The sequence below is a fragment of the Pseudomonas sp. OA65 genome, from assembly GCF_017498305.1.
Lineage (GTDB): Bacteria > Pseudomonadota > Gammaproteobacteria > Pseudomonadales > Pseudomonadaceae > Aquipseudomonas > Aquipseudomonas zanjanensis.
Genome location: NZ_JAGDEZ010000003.1, coordinates 182,983 through 204,189 on the forward strand (window position 1 = coordinate 182,983; position 21,207 = coordinate 204,189).

The window sequence follows — 21,207 nt, forward strand, 5'->3', positions numbered from 1 at the left end:
TTAGTGAGCGCCAGCAGCCTTGTTGAGGTCGCTTTCGGCCCATTCGGTATAGACGCATGCATCGGCGGTGGCCCAGCGCACTCGCACCGGGTCGCCAGCCTTCAGCGGCATGCCGGCGGCGGACAACGCCTTGACGGTCATGGCCGTGCCACCGGACGTCACTACGCTGCAAGTCTGGCTTTCGCCGAGGAACAACACTTCCACGACCTTGGCCGAGACTTCGTTCCACCCGGCCGGCAACGAGTCCCGGCTGGCTTGTTCGACGCTCAGGGCCAACGCTTTTTCCGGACGCACCATCAGCAACACATCCTGCTCGGATTGCAGGCCGGCGGTCAGGCGGATCGACAGCGATTGGCCTTCGAACGTCGCCGCAGCATTGCCCTGGGCCTTGAGCTTGAGGAAGTTGGAGTTGCCCAGGAACGAGGCGACAAAGGCGTTCGGCGGGTTCTGGTAGAGGTCATAGCCGCTGCCCAGGCCGACGATCTTGCCATGGCTGAAAATGGCGATGCGCTGGGACAGGCGCATGGCTTCTTCCTGGTCATGGGTGACGTAGACGATGGTGATGCCCAGGCGCCGATGCAACTGGCGCAGTTCGTCCTGCAAATCTTCTCGCAGTTTTTTGTCCAGGGCACCGAGGGGCTCGTCCATCAGCAGGATGCGTGGCTCATAGACCAGCGCCCGGGCAATCGCCACGCGCTGCTGCTGGCCACCGGACAATTGCGAGGGGCGGCGATGGGCGAATTCTCCCAGTTGCACCAGTTTGAGCATGGCGTCGACCCGCCGTTCGCGCTCGGCGCTGGCCAGTTTTCGAATCGCCAGGGGAAACGCAATGTTGTCGCGCACCGACAGGTGGGGGAACAGCGAGTAACGCTGGAACACCATGCCGATGTCGCGCTTGTGTGGCGGCACGTTGACCAAGGATTTCCCGTCCACCAGGATTTCGCCGCTGCTGGGAGTTTCGAACCCGGCCAGCATCGACAGCGTGGTGCTCTTGCCCGAGCCGCTGGAGCCGAGGAAGGTCAGGAATTCACCGTCCTGGATCTCCAGGGAAATATCGTCCACGGCGGCAAAGTCGCCGTAGTGCTTGTTCAAGTTGCGCAGGCTGACCAGGGTCTTGTTGTTCTGTTGTGCGGGGTCTTTGACAGCACTCATTGTGTTCTCCTAGGCGCTCAAGCGCTGATTTCATTGCGCCGGCGCAGGGCGGCGGCGATCACCATCACCAATACCGAGAGGCCGATCAGCAGCGTCGAAGCGACGGCGATCACAGGCGTCAGGTCCTGGCGCAGGGTGGTCCACATTTTTACGGGCAGCGTTTGCAGGGTCGGGCTGGCCATCATCACGCTCAACACCACCTCGTCCCACGACACCAGGAACGCGAACAGCGCACCGGCGACCATGCCCGGGCGAATCGCCGGGAATGTCACCTTGAACACCGCTTGCAGGCGCGAGGCACCGCAGATCACTGCCGCATCCTCGATGGATTGGTCGAACAGCTTGAGCGAGTTGATGATTGAGATGATGGTGAAGGGCAGCGCGACGATCACATGGCTGACCACGAAGGCGAACATCGTCCCGGTGTAGCCGAGCTTGAGGAACAGCGCATACACCGCTACCGCAATGATCACCAGCGGCACGATCATCGGCAGGGTGAACAGGCCATAGAGCATTTCCCGGCCCGGAAAACGCCCGCGCACCAGGGCAAACGCGGTGGGCAAGCCCAGGGCTACGGCGCAGACGGTGGTCAGCACCGCGACCTTGAGGCTGGTCAATGCCGCGCTCATCCAGTCGGGGTTGGAAAAGAACTGGCCGTACCACTTGAACGTCCAGCCCGGTGGTGGAAAGACCAGCCACTGGGACGATCCGAACGACAACAGCACGATGAACACGATCGGCAGAAGCAGGAACAACGCGATCACGCCAGTGGTGAAATACAAGCCGAACCGCATGCGCCGGCTCATGGCATTTGGGGTCAGGAGCATGACGGCTTACCTCGCGTTGCTGGCGCCCACCGGGGATTCCGGCTGGAGCTTCAGGTAGAAGTAGAACAACACCAGCGTGATCGCCACCAACAAGGCAGCACCGGCACTGGCCAGGCCCCAATTGAGGAACGACTGCACCTGCTGGATGATGAATTCCGGCAGCATCATGTTCTGCGCGCCGCCCAACAGGGCCGGGGTCACGTAGTAACCGAGGGACATCACGAAGACCATCAGCCCGCCCGAGAACAGCCCCGGCCGGCACAGTGGCAGGAACACCCGGAAGAAGTTGGTCCAGGGGCTGGCGCCGCAGATGGAGCCGGCCTGCAGGATCATCGGGTCGATGGCTTGCATGGTCGCCTGCAACGGCAGGACGATGAACGGGATCATGATGTAGCTCATGCCGATCACCACGCCGGTGAGGTTGTGCACCATCTCCAGCGGCTGGTCGATGATGCCCAGGGCCATCAATGCCTTGTTCACCACTCCCGAGGCTTGCAGCAGTACCAGCCAGGAGTAGGTGCGGGCCAGCAGGCTGGTCCACATCGACAGCAGCACGATGTTCAACATCCAGCGGCCCCAGCCACGGGGCACCAGGGTGATGGCCCAGGCCAGCGGAAAGCCCAGCAAGAGACTGAACAGCGTCACCAGGCCGGCCACCGAGAACGTGTTGAACAACACCCGGGCGTAGGCCGAGTTGGCGAAAAGTTGCTCGTAGTTGCCCAGCCCGGGCACCGGTTCCAGCACGCCACGCAGCAGCAGGCCGATCAGCGGCGCCAGGAAGAACAAGCCAAGGAAGAGCAGGGCAGGCAACAGGTTACCGGCCCCGCGCCAGCGTTGCAGCCGCGACGGCGTTTGCGGCTTAACGGCCTGGACGGTTGTCGCACCGGCGGCGCCAGCGGCGCCCCCGGTGTGACGAGGTGCCGTTGCCGATATTTTCATTTGACCAGCCATTCGTTCCACCGTGTCGCGATGTCCTGACCGTTCTTGGCCCAGTACGCAAAATCAAGCGTGATCTGATCCTTGGCGTAGGCGGTCGGCAGGTTGGGAGCGAGCACCGAATCCAGGCGTGCGACGCTGTCGACGTTGACCGGGGCGTAGGCGGTCAGGTTGGAAAAGTCAGCCTGGCCCTTGGCGCTGCTGGCGTTGGCCAGGAACTTCATGGCGGCGGCCTTGTTTTTCGAGCCCTTTGGAATGACCAGGATATCGGCCATGACCAGGTTCTGCTTCCAGCTTACGCCGACCGGGGCGCCGTCCTGTTGCAGGGCGTAGATGCGGCCGTTCCAGAACTGGCCGATGCTGGCTTCGCCGGACGCGAGCAGTTGTTGGGATTGGGCGCCGCCGCCCCACCAGACGATGTCTTTCTTGATGGTGTCTAGCTTTTTGAAGGCGCGGTCCAGGTCCAGCGGGTAGAGTTTGTCCTGCGCCACGCCATCAGCCAGCAGGGCCAACTCGAGCACGCCGGGGCTTGGCCATTTGTAGAGAGCGCGTTTGCCGGGGTAGGTCTTGGTGTCGAACAGCGCCGACCAATCCGTTGGCTTGCCCGCGCCGAGCTTGCCTTCGTTGTAGCCGAGCACGAAGGAGAAGTAGAACGAGCCGACACCGTGGTCGGAGACGAAACGCGGGTCGATCTTGTCGCGTTGGATGACCGAGAAATCGAGAGGTTCGAGCAGGCCTTCGGCTGCGGCACGCAAGGCAAAGTCGGCTTCGACATCGACCACGTCCCACTGCACGTTGCCGCTTTCGACCATGGCCTTGAGCTTGCCGTAGTCGGTGGGACCGTCCTGGACCACGGTGATGCCGCTGGCCTTGCTGAACGGGTCGGCCCAGGCCTGTTTCTGCGCGTCCTGGGTGCTGCCGCCCCAACTGACGAAGTTGACGCTTTCAGCGGCCATCGATGCTTGGCTGGTGACACTCAGCAGGCCGGCAAAAAGAACTGCGGCTGCACTTTTCTTCAACACCATTTTCACGCCCTCATTGTTGTGTTTATTGAGCGGGCTTTTGTCGCCCGCCTATCGGGAGCAGTAGGTCCATCTGGCCTTAAAGGCGACCGTGCCAAGGGCTTTTGTTTGTGCTTTCCCTGCTGGGGGCACTTGGCTGAAGCGTTCGGTCTATGGAATATCATATTATGGTATTCCAAACTTTCTGCAAGCATTTTGCCGTACCGGCTATCTGTACGGCCGGGTTTTTCGCGATCTTTTGTGGGAGCGGGCTTGCTCGCGAAAGCGGTGTTTCAGCTACGCAGATGTTGGATGTGTTACCGCCTTCGCGAGCAAGCCCGCTCCCACAAGGATTTGTGTGTTGCCTAGGGTTTATCCGGTGAAGGGAATACTTTCCACCACCTCCAAGTCATACCCCGTCAGCCCCGCATACTTGAGCGGTGGCCCGAGGTGCCGCAATTTACCGACGCCCAGGTCCTGGAGAATCTGCGCGCCGGTGCCTACTTCAGAATAGATGCGCGATTGCGACCGACTGAACTGTCGTGGCGGCTGGGTCAGTTGCGGTACGCGCTCGAGCAACGCTTGGGAGGACTCGTGGTTGGCGAGTACCACCACCACGCCGCGGCCTTCCTCCGCCACCCGCTGCAGGGCCGCCCACAGCGTCCAATTGGACGGGCCGTTGTATTCGGCACCTACCAGGTCCCGCAGTGGATCGATCACATGCACCCGCACCAGGGTCGGTTCTTCCCGGCGAATGTCGCCCATCACCATCGCCATGTGCACGCCGCCTTCGATGCGGTCTTCGAAGGTGAACAAGCGGAAGGGGCCGTGCACCGTTGGCAGTTCCCGTTCGCCGATGCGCACCACCGTGTGCTCGGTGCTCAGGCGGTAGTGGATCAGGTCGGCGATGGTGCCGATCTTGATGCCGTGCTTGCGAGCGAAAATCTCCAGGTCCGGGCGGCGGGCCATGGTGCCGTCATCGTTCATCACTTCGACGATTACCGATGCAGGTGTGAAACCCGCCAGGCGCGCCAGGTCGCAACCGGCTTCGGTATGCCCGGCCCGGGTGAGCACGCCGCCTTCCTTGGCCCGCAGCGGGAAGATATGACCCGGCTGCACAATGTCGTTGGGCCCCGCATCGACGGCTACGGCGGCGGCGACGGTGCGCGCCCGGTCGGCAGCGGAAATACCGGTGGTCACGCCGGTGGCAGCCTCGATGGACACCGTAAACGCGGTGCTGAACACACTGCCGTTGCTCGGTACCATTTGCTCAAGTCCCAGGCGCTGGCAGTGCTCGTCGGTCAACGTCAGGCAGATCAGCCCCCGGGCTTCGCGCGCCATGAAGCTGATGGCCTGGGCGTTGCAGCAATCGGCGGCCAGCAGCAGGTCACCTTCGTTTTCCCGGTCCTCGTCATCCACCAGCAACACCATCTTGCCCAGGCGGTAGTCTTCGATGATTTCCTGAATGCTGTTAAAGGCCATGTCGGGCTCTCTTTAGTTTTGAGGGGCTTGCTGGAACAATATTGTGGTATACCATAATACAAAACAAACCGAGAGGTCACTATGAAGGCGTACTGGATTGCTCATGTGGATGTCACCGACCCCGATCAATACAGCCAATACACCCAACGGGCGCCGGCGGCGTTCGCCTTGCATGGCGGTCGGATGTTGGCCCGGGGCGGGCGCAGCGAAGCGATGGAGGGTAGGGCCACACCGCAGCGCAGTGTGGTGATCGAGTTCGATTCCTACGAACAGGCGCTGGCCTGCTATCACTCGGCGCAGTATCAGGAGGCCAAGACGCACCGTGAAGGCGTGGCCCGGGCCGAGGTGATCATCGTCGAAGGCGTGATTCCACTGAGCTGTCGAGTGCAACGAGGCTGCGATCTTGTCCCTGACAGTTGAGTCTCAAGCGAAAGACCAGGATCAAAAGATCGCAGGCTTCGCAAGCTTCTACAGGGGCGTCAGCGGATGAAATGAATCTTGCCGCTGTCGTCGTTGCCCATGTAGATGCCATAGACCCCGGCCTGGCGTTCCTCGATATAACGTTCGAGGATCTGCCGGATGGCCGGGTAGTAGATGCTGTCCCAGGGAATGTCTTCAGGGGCGAAGAACTGGCAGGCGAGGGTTTCCGGGCCGAACTGGCCGGTGATCTCCAGCGCGATGGCGCGGAAGATGATGTACACCTCGCTGATCTTCGGCACGCTGAAGATCGAGTAGGGCGAGACGATTTCAGCGCGTACGCCGGTTTCTTCCCAGACTTCCCGCAGCGCCGCCTGTTCAGTGGTCTCACCGCTTTCCATGAAGCCGGCCGGCAGTGTCCAGGTACCCGGGCGCGGCGGGATGGCGCGCTGGCACAGCAGGTACTTGCCGTCCTGCTCGATGATGCAGCCGGCAATGATCTTCGGGTTGACGTAGTGGATGTAGCCGCAACCACCACACATCAGTCGCTCATGGGTATCGCCCGCTGGCAGGCGGTGATCGAGGTCACTGCCGCCGCACTTTGGACAAAAGCTCGGGCTGAACATGGCTAGCGACCTATGCGCGGTTCTTTGAGGGCGATGGGCGGGATGATCTCGGGGATTTCACCGGTCTCTTCCTGTTTGCGCTTGAGGTATTCCAGGGCAACCTTGGCGGCAGCGCGCACGTGGTCGACGCAGGCCTGGTGGGCGGCCAGGGGGTCGCCGCTCTTGATCGCCTCGACCATCCGTTCCATTTCCTGGTTGCTGCTGCCGCGACGGTTTTCCTGGGACACCGAGGTCGCCCGCAGATAGCTGATGCGCGCCTGCAACTGGCGCAACTGGGTGGCGGCCACGTGGTTGCCGGAGCCTTCGAGCAACACGTCGTAGAAGCCTTGCACCGAATCGATGACTTGTTGCAGCTCGCCTTCCTTGAGGGCCTTGCGGTTTTCCGCGAGGGCTTTCTCCAGGGCCTTGATGTCCTTGGCCTTGGCACGCAGGGTGAACAGCTGGACGATCAGGCCCTCGAGCACGCAACGCAGCTCATAGATGTCAACGGCGTCGGCCAAGGTGATGATGGCGACCCGTGGGCCCTTGGCGTCGGCGAATTCGACCAGCCCTTCGGATTCAAGGTGACGCAGAGCTTCGCGTACGGAAGTGCGGCTCACGCCCAGGCGATCGCATAGGTCGCGTTCGACCAGGCGATCACCCGGCAGGAGCTGGAAGTTCATGATGGCGCTTCGCAGTTTGTCCAGCACGATTTCGCGCAGCGTAACGGGATTGCGATTGACCTTGAAGCTGTCGTCGAGTGGCAGGCGTTTCATGGGGTCCGCTCTGATTGTGGCTGTCCTTGCAAAAAGAGCACTCCGATCCAGGATCATCGTGCTCAGGTCATCAAACAGCCAAGGGTTAACTGGAGGCCTCGGCATCAGCTTCGGCGAATGCTTCACGGGCGAGCCGGAAACTGTCTACGGCAGCGGGAACACCGCAATAAATACCGACCTGAAGCAGAGTTTCGCGTATTTGTTCACGGCTCAGCCCGTTACGCAAGGCGCCGCGTACATGCAGCTTGAGTTCATGGGGCCGATTGAGGGCCGAAATCATCGCCAAGTTTATCATGCTGCGCTCTTTAAGCGACAAACCCTCACGCCCCCAGACGTGACCCCAACAGTACTCGGTGACCATCTCCTGAAGCGGGCGGGTGAAGTCGTCGGCGTTTTTGATCGAGCGGTTCACGTAGGCTTCGCCGAGCACCTGGGTGCGGATTTTCAAGCCTTGTTCATATTTTTCGTTGCTCATCGTTGCGCGCTCCCAAAGTCGTCCAGGCCGCCCATCAGGGTGTATTTGAGCTCCAGGTAATCCTCGATCCCGTACTTCGAGCCCTCACGGCCAAGCCCCGAGGACTTGATGCCGCCAAAGGGTGCGACTTCGGTGGAAATCAACCCTTCGTTGATCCCGACCATGCCGTACTCCAGCGCTTCGCTCATGCGCCAGGCCCGGCCCAGGTTGCGGGTGTAGCAGTAGGCTGCAAGGCCGAACTCGGTGTCATTGGCCAGATGCACAGCCTCGGCTTCGGTATCAAAGCGAAACACGGCGGCCAACGGGCCGAAGGTTTCCTCCCGGGCGACTTTCATCTGCGTGGTGACGCCGGCCAGGACGGTCGGCTGGAAAAAGCCGTGGCCCAAGGCATGTCGTTCACCACCGCAGAGCAATCGGGCGCCATGGGCAAGGGCGTCCTGCACATGCTCCTCCACCTTTGCCACGGCACGCTCGTTGATCAGCGGGCCCTGGTTGATGCCTTGTTCAAACCCGCTGCCAACACTCAACTGCGCGACTCGCTCGGCGAGGCGCGCGACAAAGGCATCGTGGATGCCGGTTTGGACGAGAAAGCGGTTGACGCAGACGCAGGTTTGCCCGGCATTGCGGAACTTGGCGACCAGCGCGCCTTCCACGGCTCGCTCCAGGTCAGCGTCGTCGAACACGATGAACGGCGCATTGCCGCCCAGTTCCAGCGAGACTTTTTTCAATGTCGGCGCACATTGGGCCATCAACAATTTGCCAATGGCGGTGGAGCCGGTGAACGACAGCTTGCGCACCAGAGGACTGGCGGTCAGCTCACCGCCGATGGCTACGGCGTCGCCGGTGATGACGTTGAATATACCCGATGGGATCCCTGCCTGTTCCGCCAACGCGGCCATGGCCAGCGCCGAAAACGGCGTTTCCGGTGCCGGTTTGACGATGCACGGGCAGCCAGCCGCCAGCGCCGGACCGGCCTTGCGGGTGATCATCGCCGCCGGGAAGTTCCAGGGGGTAATGGCCGCGACCACGCCGATCGGTTCCTTGCTGACCACAATGCGCGCATCGCCTTTGTGGCTGGGAATGGTGTCGCCGTAGATGCGTTTGGCTTCTTCGGCGAACCACTCGATGAAACTTGCAGCGTAGAGGATTTCACCCTTGGCTTCGGCAAGGGGCTTGCCCTGTTCCAGCGTGAGGATTTCTGCCAGGGCGTCGGCGTGCTCCAGCATCAGCCCATGCCAGCGTTTGAGCGTCTGGCTGCGTTCTTTGGCGGTTAGTGCGCGCCATGCCGGCCATGCTTTGTCGGCGGCGGCGATGGCTTGGCGAGCTTCTGCGGCGCCAAGATTCGGCACCTGGCCGATCAGCTCGCCAGTGGCCGGGTTGTAAATATCTTGTTGCGCACCATCGGGCGCATCCAGCCACTGGCCATCGATGTAGGCCTGTTGGCGGAACAGTTGCAAGGCTGCTGGGCTCATGCCGGCTCCTGAGAAGGTGGGGGCGCTCTATGTGGGAGCGAGCCTGCTCGCGATAGCGGTGTGTCAGTCACATTGATGTTGAATGTGCCGCCGTCTTAGCGAGCAGGCTCGCTCCCACATGGACCTACGCCCAGAAGAAAAATATCAGGCCAGGGTGGGCAGTGGGCCCAACTTGCCTTTGTGATAGATCATCGGCGTGACCGGTTGCTCGGGCAAAATCAGGTTTTTCACCGCGCCGACGATGATCGCGTGATCGCCACCGTCGTATTCACGCCATAGCTCGCATTCGATGATCGCCGTGGCCTTGCCCAACAGCGGGTTGCCCAGTTCGCTGAGGTGCCACTCGATGCCCTTGGCCTTGTCCTTGCCTTTGCCAGCAAACGCATAAGCTTCGGCTGTCTGTTCGGCCGATAGGAGATGAATCGCAAACTGCTTGCTGTTACGCAGGATCGGGTAAGTGTCCGAGGCATAGTTCGGGCAGAAAAGCACCAGGGCGGGATCGATCGACAGCGCACTGAAGGCGCTGGCCGTGATGCCGACGATGCCTCCGTCCGGGTCCAGGGTGGTGACCACCGTGACCCCGGACGGGAACGAGCTCATGACGTCTTTGTAAATGCCGGGTTCGATCATGTCGGCGGTCTCCTAGCGCATCACGAAGGGATCAGGCATGGGAGCCTGAGAGAGGTTGATCCACACCGTTTTCAGCTCGGTGTAGGCCAGCACCGAATCGATGCCGCTCTCGCGTCCATAGCCACTGTTCTTGAAGCCGCCAATCGGCGCCATGGCCGAGACAGCACGGTAGGTGTTGACCCAGATGATCCCCGAGCGAACGTCCCGGGCCAGGCGATGGGCACGCCCCAGGTCACGGGTCCAGATGCCGGCGGCGAGGCCGAACTGCGAGTCGTTGGCAATCGCCAGTGCTTCGGCTTCGTCCTTGAAGCGAATCACCGAGGCCACCGGACCGAATACCTCTTCCTGCATGATCTTCATCGAATTACGGTCGCATTCGAACAGGGTAGGCTCATAGAACCAGCCCGCCCCCAGGTTCACTGGACGCTTGCCGCCCAGGCGCAGGCGCGCACCCTCTGCCACGGCATCGGCTACCAAGCCTTCGACCACGGCCAGTTGTTGCGCAGTGGCCATCGGGCCCATCTCGCTGGTGTCCTCCAGCGGGTTGCCGATGCGGATGCGCTTGGCGCGTTCGACCAGGCGATCGACGAACTCATCGTAGATTTCGTCCTGCACCAGCAACCGTGAGCCAGAGACGCAGCTTTGACCGGATGCCGCATAAATCCCGGCGATTGCTCCGTTGATCGCACTGTCCAGGTCTGCATCGGCGAAGATAATGTTCGGTGATTTACCGCCCAGCTCCAGGGAAAGCTTGGCGAAGTTCTCCGCGCTGCTGCGCACGACATGCCGGGCCGTGGCGGCGCCGCCGGTGAAGGCGATCTTGCGCACCAGCGGATGGCGGGTGAGGGCGGCGCCAGTGCTTGGGCCATAACCGGTGACCACGTTGACCACGCCCGGCGGGATGCCGGCTTCCAGCGCCAGGCGAGCCAGTTCAAGAATGGTTGCCGAGGCGTGCTCGGACGGCTTGATCACAATGGTGTTGCCTGCCGCGAGGGCCGGGGCCAGTTTGATTGCCGTCAGGTACAGTGGGCTGTTCCAGGGAATGATCGCCGCCACCACGCCCATGGCTTCATGCACCGTGTAGGCAAACATGTCCGGCTTGTCGAGGGGTAGGGTGCCGCCTTCGAGCTTGTCGGCCAGGCCTGCGGTGTAGTGGAAAAACTCCGGCAGGTAGCCGACCTGGCCACGGGTTTCGCGGATCAGCTTGCCGTTGTCGCGGCTTTCCAGCTGCGCCAGTTGTTCCTTGTTTTCAGCGATCAGGTCGCCAAGGCGGCGCAGCAGCTTGCCCCTGGAGGTAGCGCTCAGGCCGCGCCAGGCCGGGCTGTCGAACGCCGACTGCGCAGCCTGCACGGCGCGCTCGACATCGGCTTCGTCGGCATCGGGTAATTCGGCCCAGGCTTGAGCCAGGGCCGGGTTCAGGCTTTCAAAGTTCTTGCCGGAGAGGGCATCGACCCATTCACCGCCGATGCACATCTGGAAGCGTGCGAGTGTCATGCAACGATCCCCTTTATTTGGTTTTGTCGGGCGTTAACCGTGTCGAGAAATTCCAGCAACAGCTGGTTGACCAGGCGCGGCGATTCCACGGGCATCATATGCCGCTGTTCGGCGAGCACGGCGACGGTCGCACCGGGAACTCGCTCGGCCAGTTGCTGGGCCATTTCCGGTGTCGAACCGGGGTCCAGCTCGCCGGTGGCGACCAGTGTCGGCACCTGGATGCTCCCCAGATCTTCCGCGCGGTACATGTCTTGAGTGGCGAACAACTCATAAGTGGTCAGGTAACCCTGCGGATCGTTCCCCGCCAGGGTCTGGCGCAGCGCGGCGATCTGCGCCGGATTGGCCGCCTGATATTCACGGCTGAACCAACGCGACAGGGCGGCTTCGGCGTTGGCGTCCGGCCCATGCTCGGCCGCTTGCGCCGTGCGTGCGATGACCCCGGCGCGCTGTTCGGCGCTGCGGTTGAACACGCTGTTGAGTACCACCAGCCCTTGCAGGCGTTGCGGGTAATGCAGGGCAAATGCCCGCGCCACCAGCCCACCCATGGAAAAGCCGATCACCGTTGCCTGGGGCAGTTGCAAGTGATCGAGCAACTCCAGCAACTGGTCGGCATAGCCCAGCAAGGGCGTGCCGCTTTCCGGGCGTGGGCTGGCGCCATGGCCCAGCATGTCGTAGGCAATCACACGGTACTTCGTGGCCAGGCCAACGACCTGGCCGCCCCACATTTCTTTGTTCAGGCCCACGCCGTGGATCAAAACCACGGGCTGGCCTTGGCCGGTCGCCAGGTAACTGGTGCCCGCCGGGGTGAGTTCAGCGGTGAGCCGAATCATGGAGCGCTCCTGCATGCCTTTTTGTTGTTCTGACCGATCTTGATTACTGGGCGTTTTCGGCAGCCAGTTCTTCCAGGTCGATGTAACGGTTGCCGATGCGCGGGTGCAGGCGACCGCCATCGGCGCAGCCCAGTACCACGACGATTTCGTCGGCGCGCGGGGCGTCTTCAATCTGCATTTCCAGGGTGATGTAGTGCGAGCGTAGGCCTTCGTCGTCCTTATGCATCATCGGGATCTGGATCGAGGTGCCAGGGCCGCCGCGCTTGTTGGTGAAGCTCAGGTAGCTCTTGGCCTTGACCGCTTCGCGGTAATGGTTGCCGAAGCGCAAGGTGTGGATGACGGCGGAGGCGTGTTCGATTTCACCGTCGGCGCCGACCACAGCGGCCTTGCCGTAGGCTTCGATCTTCTCGGCGCCACCGATGATACCCACCAGGCGCTCGACCATCAGTGCTCCGAGGTCGGAGCAGTTGGCGCGGATTTCAGGCTTCAGATCTTCGACGAAACCGCGACCCAGCCAAGGGTTTTTCATCACGACGGCCAGCCCGACCATGGTCACAGGCTTGTCAGTAGCCTTGCCGCCTTCGATAAAGGTTTCTTCGACATAGCTGACGATCTTGCGGATTTCGAAACTCATGAGCTGCTCCGGTTGGAATGAAAAAGCTTGTGCGTCTGATGGTATACCATAATACCAGCAGTGCAAGCCCCTGAGATGAGTTTGTGATTGGAAGACGATAGAAGGCGGGCAGGTCCTACCGGCAACTGCTTTGGAGTACATCGCAGCGTCAGACCTGCAATCGATCTGGTCGAAGGCTGTTGGGCTGTGGTGCGCCAGGTAGTAAAGCTCCTGGCTGGCGCTGAGGTGCAGGAAGATGAGTGGCCTTCTGCTGGTAGGCGTGTATCTGTTGAACACCCCCCGCCCAGGCGCTATGGTCGGGCTGGGTGCTTACGTCGATCACGGGGTGGCGCTGCCAAGCTTCTGAACGCGATCCACGCGACGATCAGTCCAGCATGTTGTTCATTGTGGCGTTAGGAATACTTTTAATGGTGAGTTCCAATTCACCGCGGTCGATGCAAGACTTCAGTCAAAACTTGCGCCTTCTCTGCGGGTACTACAAGTCAGTGGCGATGGTCTGCCGCTCCCTCGATATCAATCGTCAGCAATTCAATAAATATTTGGGCGCGCAGGCGACACCCTCGCTCTTCACCCTTCGCAAGATATGCGCTTTTTTCGGGGTGGATGAGGATGAAATATTCTCCGAGCACGAATCGTTCCGCACTTTGCTCAACAGACAGCGCACAGTGCGAGAGCCGGACAGTGCCGTACCAGCCGATTTTTTCCCAAGCTCCGCCCAGGAACTGTCGAAGTACCAGGGTTACTATTTTGTCTATTTGATGTCGCCCTCCGGATCAGGGGAGGTGATCAAGTCGATTACCCGCTTGACCCGTTCCGGCAACAAGATCCTGAGTAAAACCTACGAGCGAGTGAGGTTGGGTGATGACCAACTGAAGAGTTTCGGCATCAATAAATATCGTGGGTTCTGCTTTGCCTCATCCGATCTGATTTACATCGTCGAGCGTGAATACTTATCGTCTCGGGGCTATATCTGGTCGGCGCTTTACCCCTCCTACCGCAGTCGCTTCCGCTTTCTCAATGGCTTGGTGCTCGGCGTGTCGGGCGACAATTTCCGACGTCCCTTTGGTGCGCAGATTGTGTTTGAGTACCTCGGTGAATCGATCGACCTGCGTAACGCGCTTTCCAGTTGCAGCTGCTTCCCGATTGATGCCCCTGAGATCCCCAGCGAGGTGAGGGCGCGGCTGCTGATTCGCCCCTCCGAGGGTGAGTTCAACCTCGTTCCGCCATTGTTCTAACCCCGCTTTAAAAATAGACGCTAGGTGACGCTTTCAAGCGTCATCTGGTGTTTTTTTCTTAGCGCTCGCGAAATTGAGCTGGCGGTGTGGCAGATCAATAATGGGCCACACCGCTCAACAGGCAATTTCACGAACGGCCAATCACGTCGTTCATTTCAGTTGGATTAACGCCTGCTCGTGCAAGTGACCCGCTGCGCCCATCATAAAAATAAGAGGAACACCGATGAACTTCAAAAGAACCTTGATGGCAGGGTTGATGGCGCTCTCTGTTTCTGCGTCGTTGACCAGTGGCTTGGTATGTGCGGCAAACAATACCTTGGTTGTCGCTGATCGAGCCTCTTTCAAGGATTGGGACCCAGCCTCGGCCTTTTCAGAAGAGGTGAGAGTGTTGGGCAATATCTACGAGACACTTCTCGTCTATAACGCGCCCGGCAGTGCCGAGGAATTCTCCCCTGGGCTCGCCACGTCCTGGGAAAGCAGCGACAACGGCAAGACCTGGACCTTCAAGCTGCGACACGGCGTTAAATTTCATGACGGTTCGCCATTCAACGCCGCGGCGGTCAAAAAATCCATCGACTACGTCAAAGCGCTAAAGCAAGGCGCTGCGTATGTATGGAAAGCGCTGGATTCCATTGAAGTCCTCGCTGACGACACGGTAGTGCTTAAGTTCCAGAATCCCACCCCAGCCAACCTGATCGCGGCGGGCCAATATGCTGCTTACATCATTGCCCCGGCAGCGGTGGATAAAGGGCATGACTGGATGATGGCTCCCAACGCTATCGGTACCGGCCCCTATAAGCTTGGGCAGGTCGAACAGGGCCAGCAGGTGGTGCTCGAGCGTTTTGATGGCTACTGGGGCGGCTGGAAAGAAGGGCAATTTGATCGGGTCATCGTGAAGGTCGTGTCCGAAGCCGCCACCCGTACCCAGATGATCAAGAATGGCGAGGCCGGCGTCGCCTGGGATATTCCTCTTGATCAGCTCAAGGTGTTGGGGGAGAACCCGTCCATCAAGGTGAGCACCGCGCCTTCGTGGAAAAACTTCCAGTTCTTGATCAATACCCAGAAATACCCTACGGATAACTTGGCATTTCGTCAGGCTCTGCAGTACCTCTGGGACTATGAAGGTGTCACCAACGATATTTTGCACGGCTACGGCAGTGTGTCCAAGGGGCCTTTACCCACCAGTATCTGGGGGCATGCCAGCGTGCCTATGGCTTCTTACAATCTGGATAAAGCCCGACAATTATTGGAAGCCTCCGGCGTACCTAAGCAAGACTGGAAGGTCTCGATGCAGTACATCAGTGGTGTCTATGCGCATGCTGCTGAATTGTTCCAGGCAACGGCGTCTCAGGTTGGCGTAGAAGTGGAGTTACGCCCTGGCGAGTGGGGTGTCATCTGGGATAAGGCCAAGAAGCTGGACACCGCCCCCAACTTGCAATCCATGGCCTGGTGGCCCACGTATCCGACGCCCAGCGACTGGCTATTCAGTGAGTTTCATTCAGAGAAACCCACGCTATTCAATCTGTCTCACTACAGCAACCCAAGCTTCGATCAGTTGATCGAAGAGGCGGTGGCGCTAGAAGGCAGTGATCGGGCTCAGTCCGCTGAAAAGTACCAGCAGGCCCAGCAGCTACTGGTCAGGGACGCTCCTGCGATCTGGTACGCAGACGTGCAGCAGGTACGTGTTTCCCGCAAAAATATCAAGGGTATGGAAAAGAGCCTCAACCCGGCTTACGAGGCAATTCTCTATTACAACTTGAATCGCTGAATGCCGATTTGTTTGCGACGAAGTTGCAGGTGTAGGCCTGATTTGACTTGTAGACCGACAGTCGGTTGATTCGCCCGGTTATTCCTCAAGCGCTAATTTCTTTTGAGGGCTTTGTGCCGAGCGTAAGAAGTCAGGGCCAAGTTTATTAGCCACAAAAGGTAGTCTAAATGGCGAAGTATATAGCCCAGCGATTGATAGTGATGTTCTTCATTCTTCTGGGCGTGTTGACCATCACCTTCGTTCTGAGCCGAGCTCTTCCGGGATCCCCGGTAGAGATGATGTTGGGTAACCACCCCACGGCGGAGCAGATTGCCGTCGCGCGGGAAAAACTGGGGTTGGATAAACCTCTGCCGATCCAATACTTCAATTACATCGGCGATCTTCTCCAGGGTGATTTTGGCACCAGTTTGCGCACCGGGCGGCCGGTGACGGAGGAGGTCATCAGGCGAGTAGGCGCGACGTTTGAACTGACATTCCTGGCAATGTTCTGGGTGGTGCTGCTCGGGGTGCCGATCGGCGTCATCTCGGCGGCGCGGCAGAATTCAGTGGTCGACAACGTGGCACGAGCGGGGTCCATTGCCGGGACGGCATTTCCCGTTTTCATCCTGGCCATGGGCTTGCAGTTGCTGTTCTACGGCAAGCTCAACTGGCTCCCCCTGCAGGGACGTATCGATGCTTCGATTCTTCTCGATAGCCCCTTCGAGCGTGTGACTGGTTTTTACCTGATCGACACGCTCCTGGCCGGTAATTTCGTAGCCCTGTGGAGTGCCATCAAACACCTGACGCTCCCTGTGCTCACCCTGGTCGTCGTGACCTTGGCCACTGTCACCCGGATCACCCGCAACATGATGGTCGAGGTGCTCTCCGAGGAGTACATCCGTACAGCCGTTTCTTACGGCGTACCCAAGTGGCGTATCCATTACGCCTATGCCCTGAAGGCAACAATGATTCCGCTCCTGACAGTGGTGGGCCTGACTTTCGGTTACCTGCTCGGCGGTGCAGTCGTTGTCGAGTTCGTTTTCGATTGGCCCGGCCTGGGCGGTTTCGTGGTGTTTTCGATTGCCCAGAATGATTTCCCCGCTGTGATGGGGGCCACCTTGGTGCTGGCCACGACGTATCTGTCGATCAACCTGATTGTTGATCTCTTGTATCACCTTGTTGATCCGAGGTTGCGAGTCCAATGAGTATCCAAGACGTATCCCTGTCCATGCCCTCGCGGGCCCCCTCATGGCGCATCAAGGCCCTGGCTTTTTCCTGCGATAACAAGTTGTTTGTATTTGGCGCGCTGTTATTGCTGCTGATCATCCTGGCGGCCATCTTCGCACCCTGGCTTGCGCCTTATGAACCGAACAAGATTGTCTTTTCCCAAAAATTAATGGCACCCAACTGGGCGCACTGGATGGGCACCGACGAGTTTGGTCGCGACATTCTTTCACGGGTGCTTTATGGCGCACGCACCTCACTGATCATCGGCGTGAGCGTGACGCTGATCGCGATGCTGATCGGGATTCCGATTGGGCTTGTTTCCGGTTACTTCGGTGGTCGAATTGATACGCTACTGATGCGTGTCTCGGACGTGTTCCTGGCCTTTCCACCGCTGCTGCTGCCAATTGCTATCACCGCTGCGCTGGGATCGGGATTGGCCAACGCCATGTTAGCGCTCGCAATCTCCTGGTTCCCTTGGTACGCGAGGATCATGCGTGGTGCGGTAGTTCGGGTTCGTTCAGAAACCTATATCCATGCCGCTCGTTCCATGGGTGTGAGTCATTTCCGTATCTTGCTTCGTCATGTCCTGCCCAATGCCACCACGCCCGTGATCGTGCAGGGCTCCATGGACTTTGGCTACACCATTCTCGCCGCTGCCTCGCTGAGCTTTATCGGACTGGGGGCCAAGCCGCCCATGGTCGAATGGGGGCTGATGGCTGCGGCGTCGCGCTCGCAATTGCTCGAAAACCCCTGGACGGTGCTGTTTCCCGGCGTCGCGATTTTTGTCCTGGTACTGGCCGTCAACCTGGTGGGTGACGGGCTGCGCGATGTGCTCGATCCAAAGAAGGGGACGCGCTGATGATCAACGAATCCTTGCAACCGTCTCCTCCCGAGCATCTCGCCGCTTCGAATAACGACGCAGCTCAAGAATTGGTGCTGGAAGTGGAAGGGCTGACGGTGTCCTTCCCTGGTTTGTTCAAGACCGTAAAGGCCGTACGCGGCATCGACCTCAAGGTAAGGCGCGGCGAGATACTTGGATTGGTCGGGGAGTCGGGCTCGGGCAAGTCAATGACGGCCATGTCCTGCCTTGGATTGATGCCTGACGCCGCTCGGCTGGGCGGCAGTGTCAAGGTCGCCGGACAGCAGGTCAACGGTGCGTCGGCATCGCAGTTGGCGGATTTGCGCGGCGGTGGCGCTGCGATGATCTTCCAGAATCCGATGAAGGCGTTGAACCCGTTCTTCACGGTTGGCCGGCAGATGTTCGATGTCATCGGCTGCCATCGGCAACTGAGCAAGGCCCAGATTCGCGCCGAGGCGCTGAGCTCGCTGGAGGCGGTGAGCATGCCCGATCCTTATCTGGCGCTAGGCAAGTATCCGCACCAGATGTCCGGCGGCCAGTTGCAACGAGTGGTGATTGCCATGGCGCTGGCCTGCCGGCCGAAACTGCTGATCGCCGATGAGCCGACCACGGCGCTGGACGTCACCGTGCAGGCTCAAATCATCGCCCTGCTGCGCAAGCTGGCGCGGGAGCAGGACCTGGCGATTCTGTTTATCACGCACAACCTTGGGGTGGTGGCTTCGCTCTGTGATCGAGTAGCGGTGATGTATGCCGGCGAAGTGGTGGAGAGCGGTCCGGTGGGCGAAGTATTCAAGCGACCTGCGCACCCTTACACCCTGAAATTGATGGGCACCGTGCCAAAGTTGGGGCAGGGGTCTCAGCCCTTGGGCTTCATCCCTGGGCAGGTGCCGAACATGGCGGCTCCCCCGCCTGGCTGTGCCTTCAACCCGCGTTGTGAACGCGCCACCGGGCGATGCGTCCAGGCTGCGCCGAGGGTGGAGATCGGCGAGGAACACTGGGCGGCTTGCCACAACACGTTGGTCAAGGTGTGAGGCTTCTTTTGAAAGGTAAACGGCTATGAATAACAACAAACAGCCATTGCTGAGCGTCACTCAGTTGCAAAAGACCTACGCTAGCCGCGACGGTCTGGTGACCGCCATCGACCATATCAGCCTGGAGGTGCAGGCCGGTGAGACGGTCGCGCTGGTGGGGGAGTCCGGTTGTGGCAAAAGTACGGTTGCCGCGACTTTACTCGGTCTGCTGCCAGCCGACAGTGGGCAAATTCTGGTCGAAGGTCGGCCGCTGCCCACTGATGCCAGGGCGCGAGGCAGGAGCTTGAGCATGGTGTTCCAGAATCCCTACGCCTCGCTGAATCCGAAAATGACCATCAAGGCGATTGTTGCCGAGCCGCTGAAGGTTGCCTTTGGTTTGCGCGGCAGCGCCTTGCACGCGCGCATTCTTTCGCTGTTGGGAAATGTGGGGATGGGTGAGGAGCACATGGAGCGCTATCCCCATGAATTCTCCGGTGGCCAGTTGCAGCGTATCGCTATCGCCCGGGCCCTGGCGCTGGAATCAAAACTGCTGATCCTCGATGAGCCTACGGCGGCGCTCGATGTATCGGTCCAGGCCCAAGTGCTGCAATTGCTCAAGACGCTGCAGACCGACAATGGCCTGAGTTATCTGTTCATCAGCCACGACCTTGCGACGGTCGAGTACCTGGCGCAGCAGGTGCTGGTGATGTACTTGGGGCGCATCGTCGAGGCCGGGCCTGTGGAGCAGGTGTTCGGTCGACCGCGTCATCCCTACACCCGGGCATTGCTTAATTCAGTGCCCTCCATCGACCCTGAACGCCGTGATCAATTGCAAATCCTCAGTGGCGAGATCCCCAGCCCCTTGAACAGGCCTACCGGGTGCCATTTCGCGCCCCGTTGCCCGAGGGCCAGCGATCGTTGTCGCCGAGAGGTGCCAACCGAGACCCAGGACCAAGGCCACCGCTTTTCTTGCCACCACCCTCTGAACGATGAGAGCTGAACCCCTATGTACAATAAAAACGACATGACCGCTCCAGGCATTGGCCACCAGGATTTAAGGCTGATGCAGGGCTATCCGCCGTCCCGGGAGAAGCAGATTGGCCTGCACAACTGGGACAGCCCGCCCTATAACCGCTGGTCGTTCCAGCACATGAGCCAGCTGTTTCCAGTGGCCGCTATTCATCGCGGTGCCGGGCCAGTCAGCGAATTCAAGCGCAACGAGCGCTCATTGGACGATGTATGTTTCCAGCGGGTCGACGGCGGGCAAACCGATCTGGCGACCTTCCTGACCGATAGCTACACCGATGGTTTTCTGGTACTTCATCAAGGCAAGGTGGTGTCCGAGCAGTATTTCAACGGCATGCAGCCGCACACGTTGCATCTGCTGCAATCGGTCTCCAAGACCGTCATCGGCAGCCTGGTCGGTCGGTTGATAGGTCAGGGCAGAATCGATCCCCAAGCGCATGTCAGCCACTATGTGCCCGAGCTGTCAGCAAGCGGCTACGGCGACGCCCGGGTACAGGATCTGCTGGATATGCGCACGGGCGTCAGATTCAGGGAGGATTACACCGATCCGGATGCTGAATTCATCCAGTTGGATATCGCCTCGGGTTGGCGTGAACGGGGAGAGCGAGACTCTCCTGACAGCATTTACGGTTTATTGAAATCGCTGAGTAAAGACCGTGAGCATGGTCAGTTCTTCGAGTATCGCTCGGTGGATACCGACATGTTGGCCTGGGTCTGTGAGCGGGCCTGCGGCGAGCGGCTCCCCGTTTTGTTGAGTCGGGAGATCTGGTCAAGACTAGGGGCAGAACAAGACGCTAATATCACTCTCGATTGCGTTGGCACTGCATTGGCCGATGGCGGGATGAGCGCCACGCTGCGTGATCTCGGGCGTTTTGCCCAGATGTATTTGCAGGGTGGACATTTCAACAGCCAGCAGATTGTCCCAGAGACGTTTGTGCGTGCATGCGGACGTGGTTCCACCCCTGCCTTTGAAGTCCTCTATGGCTATTACACCAAGCACTATCCGACCGCGGCTTACAGCAATCAGTGCTGGGTATTGGACAGTGAACAGGGCACCTACTCGGCGCGCGGAGTATTTGGGCAAAGTATCTTTTGGGACCCAGCTGCTGAAGTGGCGATCGTAAAACTTTCCAGTTGGCCGGACTTTATCAACCCAGCGTGGACGTTGGACACCTTCCGCGCTTGTGCCGCTGTGGTTGAAGAACTTCAACGCCACTGACGCAGAAGTTTGAACGACCGCGGCTTCTCAAACACCGTTTAGCCCGCTAGCACCTGGACGCTGTTCCAACCTCAGTCTCGGCGGGCCGTACCTATTTCATCCAGACCGCGCTTTGCCGTGGCCGGGATGGTTGTTGCCAAAAATAAAACTTAA

21 protein-coding genes are annotated in these 21,207 nt (G+C 59.8%); 8 read left to right on the plus strand and 13 right to left on the minus strand.

The genetic code is table 11. From position 1 onward, the window contains the following. The 5 genes from J3361_RS03770 to ribBA form a co-directional block, all read right to left on the minus strand. The gene (locus J3361_RS03770) at window positions 1-1,152 is read right to left on the minus strand and encodes an ABC transporter ATP-binding protein (protein ID WP_207962558.1); all 1,152 of its coding nucleotides are present in this window, start codon (window positions 1,150-1,152) and stop codon (window positions 1-3) included. A gap of 17 nt (window positions 1,153-1,169) precedes the next feature. Then, window positions 1,170-1,979, minus strand: coding sequence for an ABC transporter permease (locus J3361_RS03775; protein WP_030142570.1), 810 nt, complete (start codon window positions 1,977-1,979; stop codon window positions 1,170-1,172). A gap of 6 nt (window positions 1,980-1,985) precedes the next feature. Then, window positions 1,986-2,918, minus strand: a complete 933-nt coding sequence (locus J3361_RS03780; RefSeq protein ID WP_198724826.1) for an ABC transporter permease — start codon at window positions 2,916-2,918, stop codon at window positions 1,986-1,988. Continuing rightward, window positions 2,915-3,940: an ABC transporter substrate-binding protein gene (locus J3361_RS03785; protein ID WP_207962560.1), complete on the minus strand. Its 1,026-nt coding sequence runs from the start codon at window positions 3,938-3,940 to the stop codon at window positions 2,915-2,917. The genes J3361_RS03780 and J3361_RS03785 overlap by 4 nt, the downstream gene beginning before the upstream one ends. A 348-nt stretch (window positions 3,941-4,288) precedes the next feature. Continuing rightward, complete coding sequence (gene ribBA, locus J3361_RS03790; RefSeq protein ID WP_207962562.1) at window positions 4,289-5,398, minus strand: bifunctional 3,4-dihydroxy-2-butanone-4-phosphate synthase/GTP cyclohydrolase II; 1,110 nt, start codon at window positions 5,396-5,398, stop codon at window positions 4,289-4,291. An 81-nt stretch (window positions 5,399-5,479) separates the two neighbouring features. On the opposite strand from ribBA, the gene J3361_RS03795 reads away from it, so the two are divergent. Further along, window positions 5,480-5,818 (plus strand): DUF1330 domain-containing protein, encoded by a 339-nt coding sequence (locus tag J3361_RS03795; RefSeq protein WP_207962563.1) that lies wholly within the window; start codon window positions 5,480-5,482, stop codon window positions 5,816-5,818. 59 nt (window positions 5,819-5,877) lie between these two features. Here J3361_RS03795 and J3361_RS03800 read toward each other — a convergent pair whose 3' ends face one another. The 8 genes from J3361_RS03800 to J3361_RS03835 all read right to left on the minus strand — a co-directional run bounded on the left by J3361_RS03800 (window position 5,878) and on the right by J3361_RS03835 (window position 12,731). Beyond that, on the minus strand, window positions 5,878-6,441 hold the full coding sequence (locus J3361_RS03800; protein WP_207962564.1) for an NUDIX hydrolase: 564 nt from the start codon (window positions 6,439-6,441) through the stop codon (window positions 5,878-5,880). Between the two features lie 2 nt (window positions 6,442-6,443). After that, on the minus strand, window positions 6,444-7,196 hold the full coding sequence (locus tag J3361_RS03805) for a GntR family transcriptional regulator (protein WP_207962565.1): 753 nt from the start codon (window positions 7,194-7,196) through the stop codon (window positions 6,444-6,446). An 85-nt stretch (window positions 7,197-7,281) separates the two neighbouring features. After that, the gene (locus J3361_RS03810; protein WP_207962569.1) at window positions 7,282-7,671 is read right to left on the minus strand and encodes a carboxymuconolactone decarboxylase family protein; all 390 of its coding nucleotides are present in this window, start codon (window positions 7,669-7,671) and stop codon (window positions 7,282-7,284) included. Continuing rightward, window positions 7,668-9,143 (minus strand): NAD-dependent succinate-semialdehyde dehydrogenase, encoded by a 1,476-nt coding sequence (locus J3361_RS03815; protein ID WP_207962570.1) that lies wholly within the window; start codon window positions 9,141-9,143, stop codon window positions 7,668-7,670. Before J3361_RS03815 ends, J3361_RS03810 begins: the two co-directional genes overlap by 4 nt. A gap of 144 nt (window positions 9,144-9,287) precedes the next feature. Continuing rightward, window positions 9,288-9,773 carry a flavin reductase family protein gene (locus J3361_RS03820; RefSeq protein WP_039589600.1) on the minus strand — a complete coding sequence of 162 codons (486 nt, stop codon included), beginning with the start codon at window positions 9,771-9,773 and terminating at the stop codon, window positions 9,288-9,290. 12 nt (window positions 9,774-9,785) lie between these two features. After that, the gene (locus tag J3361_RS03825; RefSeq protein WP_207962571.1) at window positions 9,786-11,267 is read right to left on the minus strand and encodes an aldehyde dehydrogenase; all 1,482 of its coding nucleotides are present in this window, start codon (window positions 11,265-11,267) and stop codon (window positions 9,786-9,788) included. Next, entirely contained in the window at window positions 11,264-12,097 is an 834-nt protein-coding gene (locus J3361_RS03830) for an alpha/beta fold hydrolase (RefSeq protein WP_207962572.1), read from the minus strand. Before J3361_RS03830 ends, J3361_RS03825 begins: the two co-directional genes overlap by 4 nt. A 43-nt stretch (window positions 12,098-12,140) precedes the next feature. Then, entirely contained in the window at window positions 12,141-12,731 is a 591-nt protein-coding gene (locus tag J3361_RS03835) for an amino acid synthesis family protein (RefSeq protein WP_003182108.1), read from the minus strand. Between the two features lie 374 nt (window positions 12,732-13,105). On the opposite strand from J3361_RS03835, the gene J3361_RS03840 reads away from it, so the two are divergent. The 7 genes from J3361_RS03840 to J3361_RS03870 all read left to right on the plus strand — a co-directional run bounded on the left by J3361_RS03840 (window position 13,106) and on the right by J3361_RS03870 (window position 21,054). After that, window positions 13,106-13,966, plus strand: coding sequence for a helix-turn-helix transcriptional regulator (locus tag J3361_RS03840; RefSeq protein ID WP_243458726.1), 861 nt, complete (start codon window positions 13,106-13,108; stop codon window positions 13,964-13,966). A 223-nt stretch (window positions 13,967-14,189) separates the two neighbouring features. After that, entirely contained in the window at window positions 14,190-15,734 is a 1,545-nt protein-coding gene (locus J3361_RS03845; protein ID WP_207962573.1) for an ABC transporter substrate-binding protein, read from the plus strand. Between the two features lie 167 nt (window positions 15,735-15,901). Continuing rightward, on the plus strand, window positions 15,902-16,918 hold the full coding sequence (locus J3361_RS03850) for an ABC transporter permease (protein ID WP_207962574.1): 1,017 nt from the start codon (window positions 15,902-15,904) through the stop codon (window positions 16,916-16,918). Next, a complete protein-coding gene (locus tag J3361_RS03855; RefSeq protein WP_207962576.1) occupies window positions 16,915-17,799 on the plus strand; it encodes an ABC transporter permease in 885 nt (294 codons plus the stop codon). Before J3361_RS03850 ends, J3361_RS03855 begins: the two co-directional genes overlap by 4 nt. Continuing rightward, entirely contained in the window at window positions 17,799-18,830 is a 1,032-nt protein-coding gene (locus J3361_RS03860) for an ABC transporter ATP-binding protein (protein WP_207962578.1), read from the plus strand. The genes J3361_RS03855 and J3361_RS03860 overlap by 1 nt, the downstream gene beginning before the upstream one ends. A gap of 25 nt (window positions 18,831-18,855) precedes the next feature. Continuing rightward, entirely contained in the window at window positions 18,856-19,809 is a 954-nt protein-coding gene (locus tag J3361_RS03865; RefSeq protein WP_207962585.1) for an oligopeptide/dipeptide ABC transporter ATP-binding protein, read from the plus strand. A gap of 6 nt (window positions 19,810-19,815) precedes the next feature. Next, on the plus strand, window positions 19,816-21,054 hold the full coding sequence (locus tag J3361_RS03870; RefSeq protein ID WP_207962587.1) for a serine hydrolase: 1,239 nt from the start codon (window positions 19,816-19,818) through the stop codon (window positions 21,052-21,054). The last annotated feature ends 153 nt before the right edge of the window (window positions 21,055-21,207 follow it).

Coding starts and splice junctions, on each gene's coding strand:
- J3361_RS03770 (WP_207962558.1), bottom strand. CDS start 1,152: ATGAGTGCTGTCAAAGACCCCGCACAACAGAACAACAAGACCCTGGTC.
- J3361_RS03775 (WP_030142570.1), bottom strand. CDS start 1,979: ATGCTCCTGACCCCAAATGCCATGAGCCGGCGCATGCGGTTCGGCTTG.
- J3361_RS03780 (WP_198724826.1), bottom strand. CDS start 2,918: ATGAAAATATCGGCAACGGCACCTCGTCACACCGGGGGCGCCGCTGGC.
- J3361_RS03785 (WP_207962560.1), bottom strand. CDS start 3,940: ATGGTGTTGAAGAAAAGTGCAGCCGCAGTTCTTTTTGCCGGCCTGCTG.
- ribBA (WP_207962562.1), bottom strand. CDS start 5,398: ATGGCCTTTAACAGCATTCAGGAAATCATCGAAGACTACCGCCTGGGC.
- J3361_RS03795 (WP_207962563.1), top strand. CDS start 5,480: ATGAAGGCGTACTGGATTGCTCATGTGGATGTCACCGACCCCGATCAA.
- J3361_RS03800 (WP_207962564.1), bottom strand. CDS start 6,441: ATGTTCAGCCCGAGCTTTTGTCCAAAGTGCGGCGGCAGTGACCTCGAT.
- J3361_RS03805 (WP_207962565.1), bottom strand. CDS start 7,196: ATGAAACGCCTGCCACTCGACGACAGCTTCAAGGTCAATCGCAATCCC.
- J3361_RS03810 (WP_207962569.1), bottom strand. CDS start 7,671: ATGAGCAACGAAAAATATGAACAAGGCTTGAAAATCCGCACCCAGGTG.
- J3361_RS03815 (WP_207962570.1), bottom strand. CDS start 9,143: ATGAGCCCAGCAGCCTTGCAACTGTTCCGCCAACAGGCCTACATCGAT.
- J3361_RS03820 (WP_039589600.1), bottom strand. CDS start 9,773: ATGATCGAACCCGGCATTTACAAAGACGTCATGAGCTCGTTCCCGTCC.
- J3361_RS03825 (WP_207962571.1), bottom strand. CDS start 11,267: ATGACACTCGCACGCTTCCAGATGTGCATCGGCGGTGAATGGGTCGAT.
- J3361_RS03830 (WP_207962572.1), bottom strand. CDS start 12,097: ATGATTCGGCTCACCGCTGAACTCACCCCGGCGGGCACCAGTTACCTG.
- J3361_RS03835 (WP_003182108.1), bottom strand. CDS start 12,731: ATGAGTTTCGAAATCCGCAAGATCGTCAGCTATGTCGAAGAAACCTTT.
- J3361_RS03840 (WP_243458726.1), top strand. CDS start 13,106: ATGTTGTTCATTGTGGCGTTAGGAATACTTTTAATGGTGAGTTCCAAT.
- J3361_RS03845 (WP_207962573.1), top strand. CDS start 14,190: ATGAACTTCAAAAGAACCTTGATGGCAGGGTTGATGGCGCTCTCTGTT.
- J3361_RS03850 (WP_207962574.1), top strand. CDS start 15,902: ATGGCGAAGTATATAGCCCAGCGATTGATAGTGATGTTCTTCATTCTT.
- J3361_RS03855 (WP_207962576.1), top strand. CDS start 16,915: ATGAGTATCCAAGACGTATCCCTGTCCATGCCCTCGCGGGCCCCCTCA.
- J3361_RS03860 (WP_207962578.1), top strand. CDS start 17,799: ATGATCAACGAATCCTTGCAACCGTCTCCTCCCGAGCATCTCGCCGCT.
- J3361_RS03865 (WP_207962585.1), top strand. CDS start 18,856: ATGAATAACAACAAACAGCCATTGCTGAGCGTCACTCAGTTGCAAAAG.
- J3361_RS03870 (WP_207962587.1), top strand. CDS start 19,816: ATGTACAATAAAAACGACATGACCGCTCCAGGCATTGGCCACCAGGAT.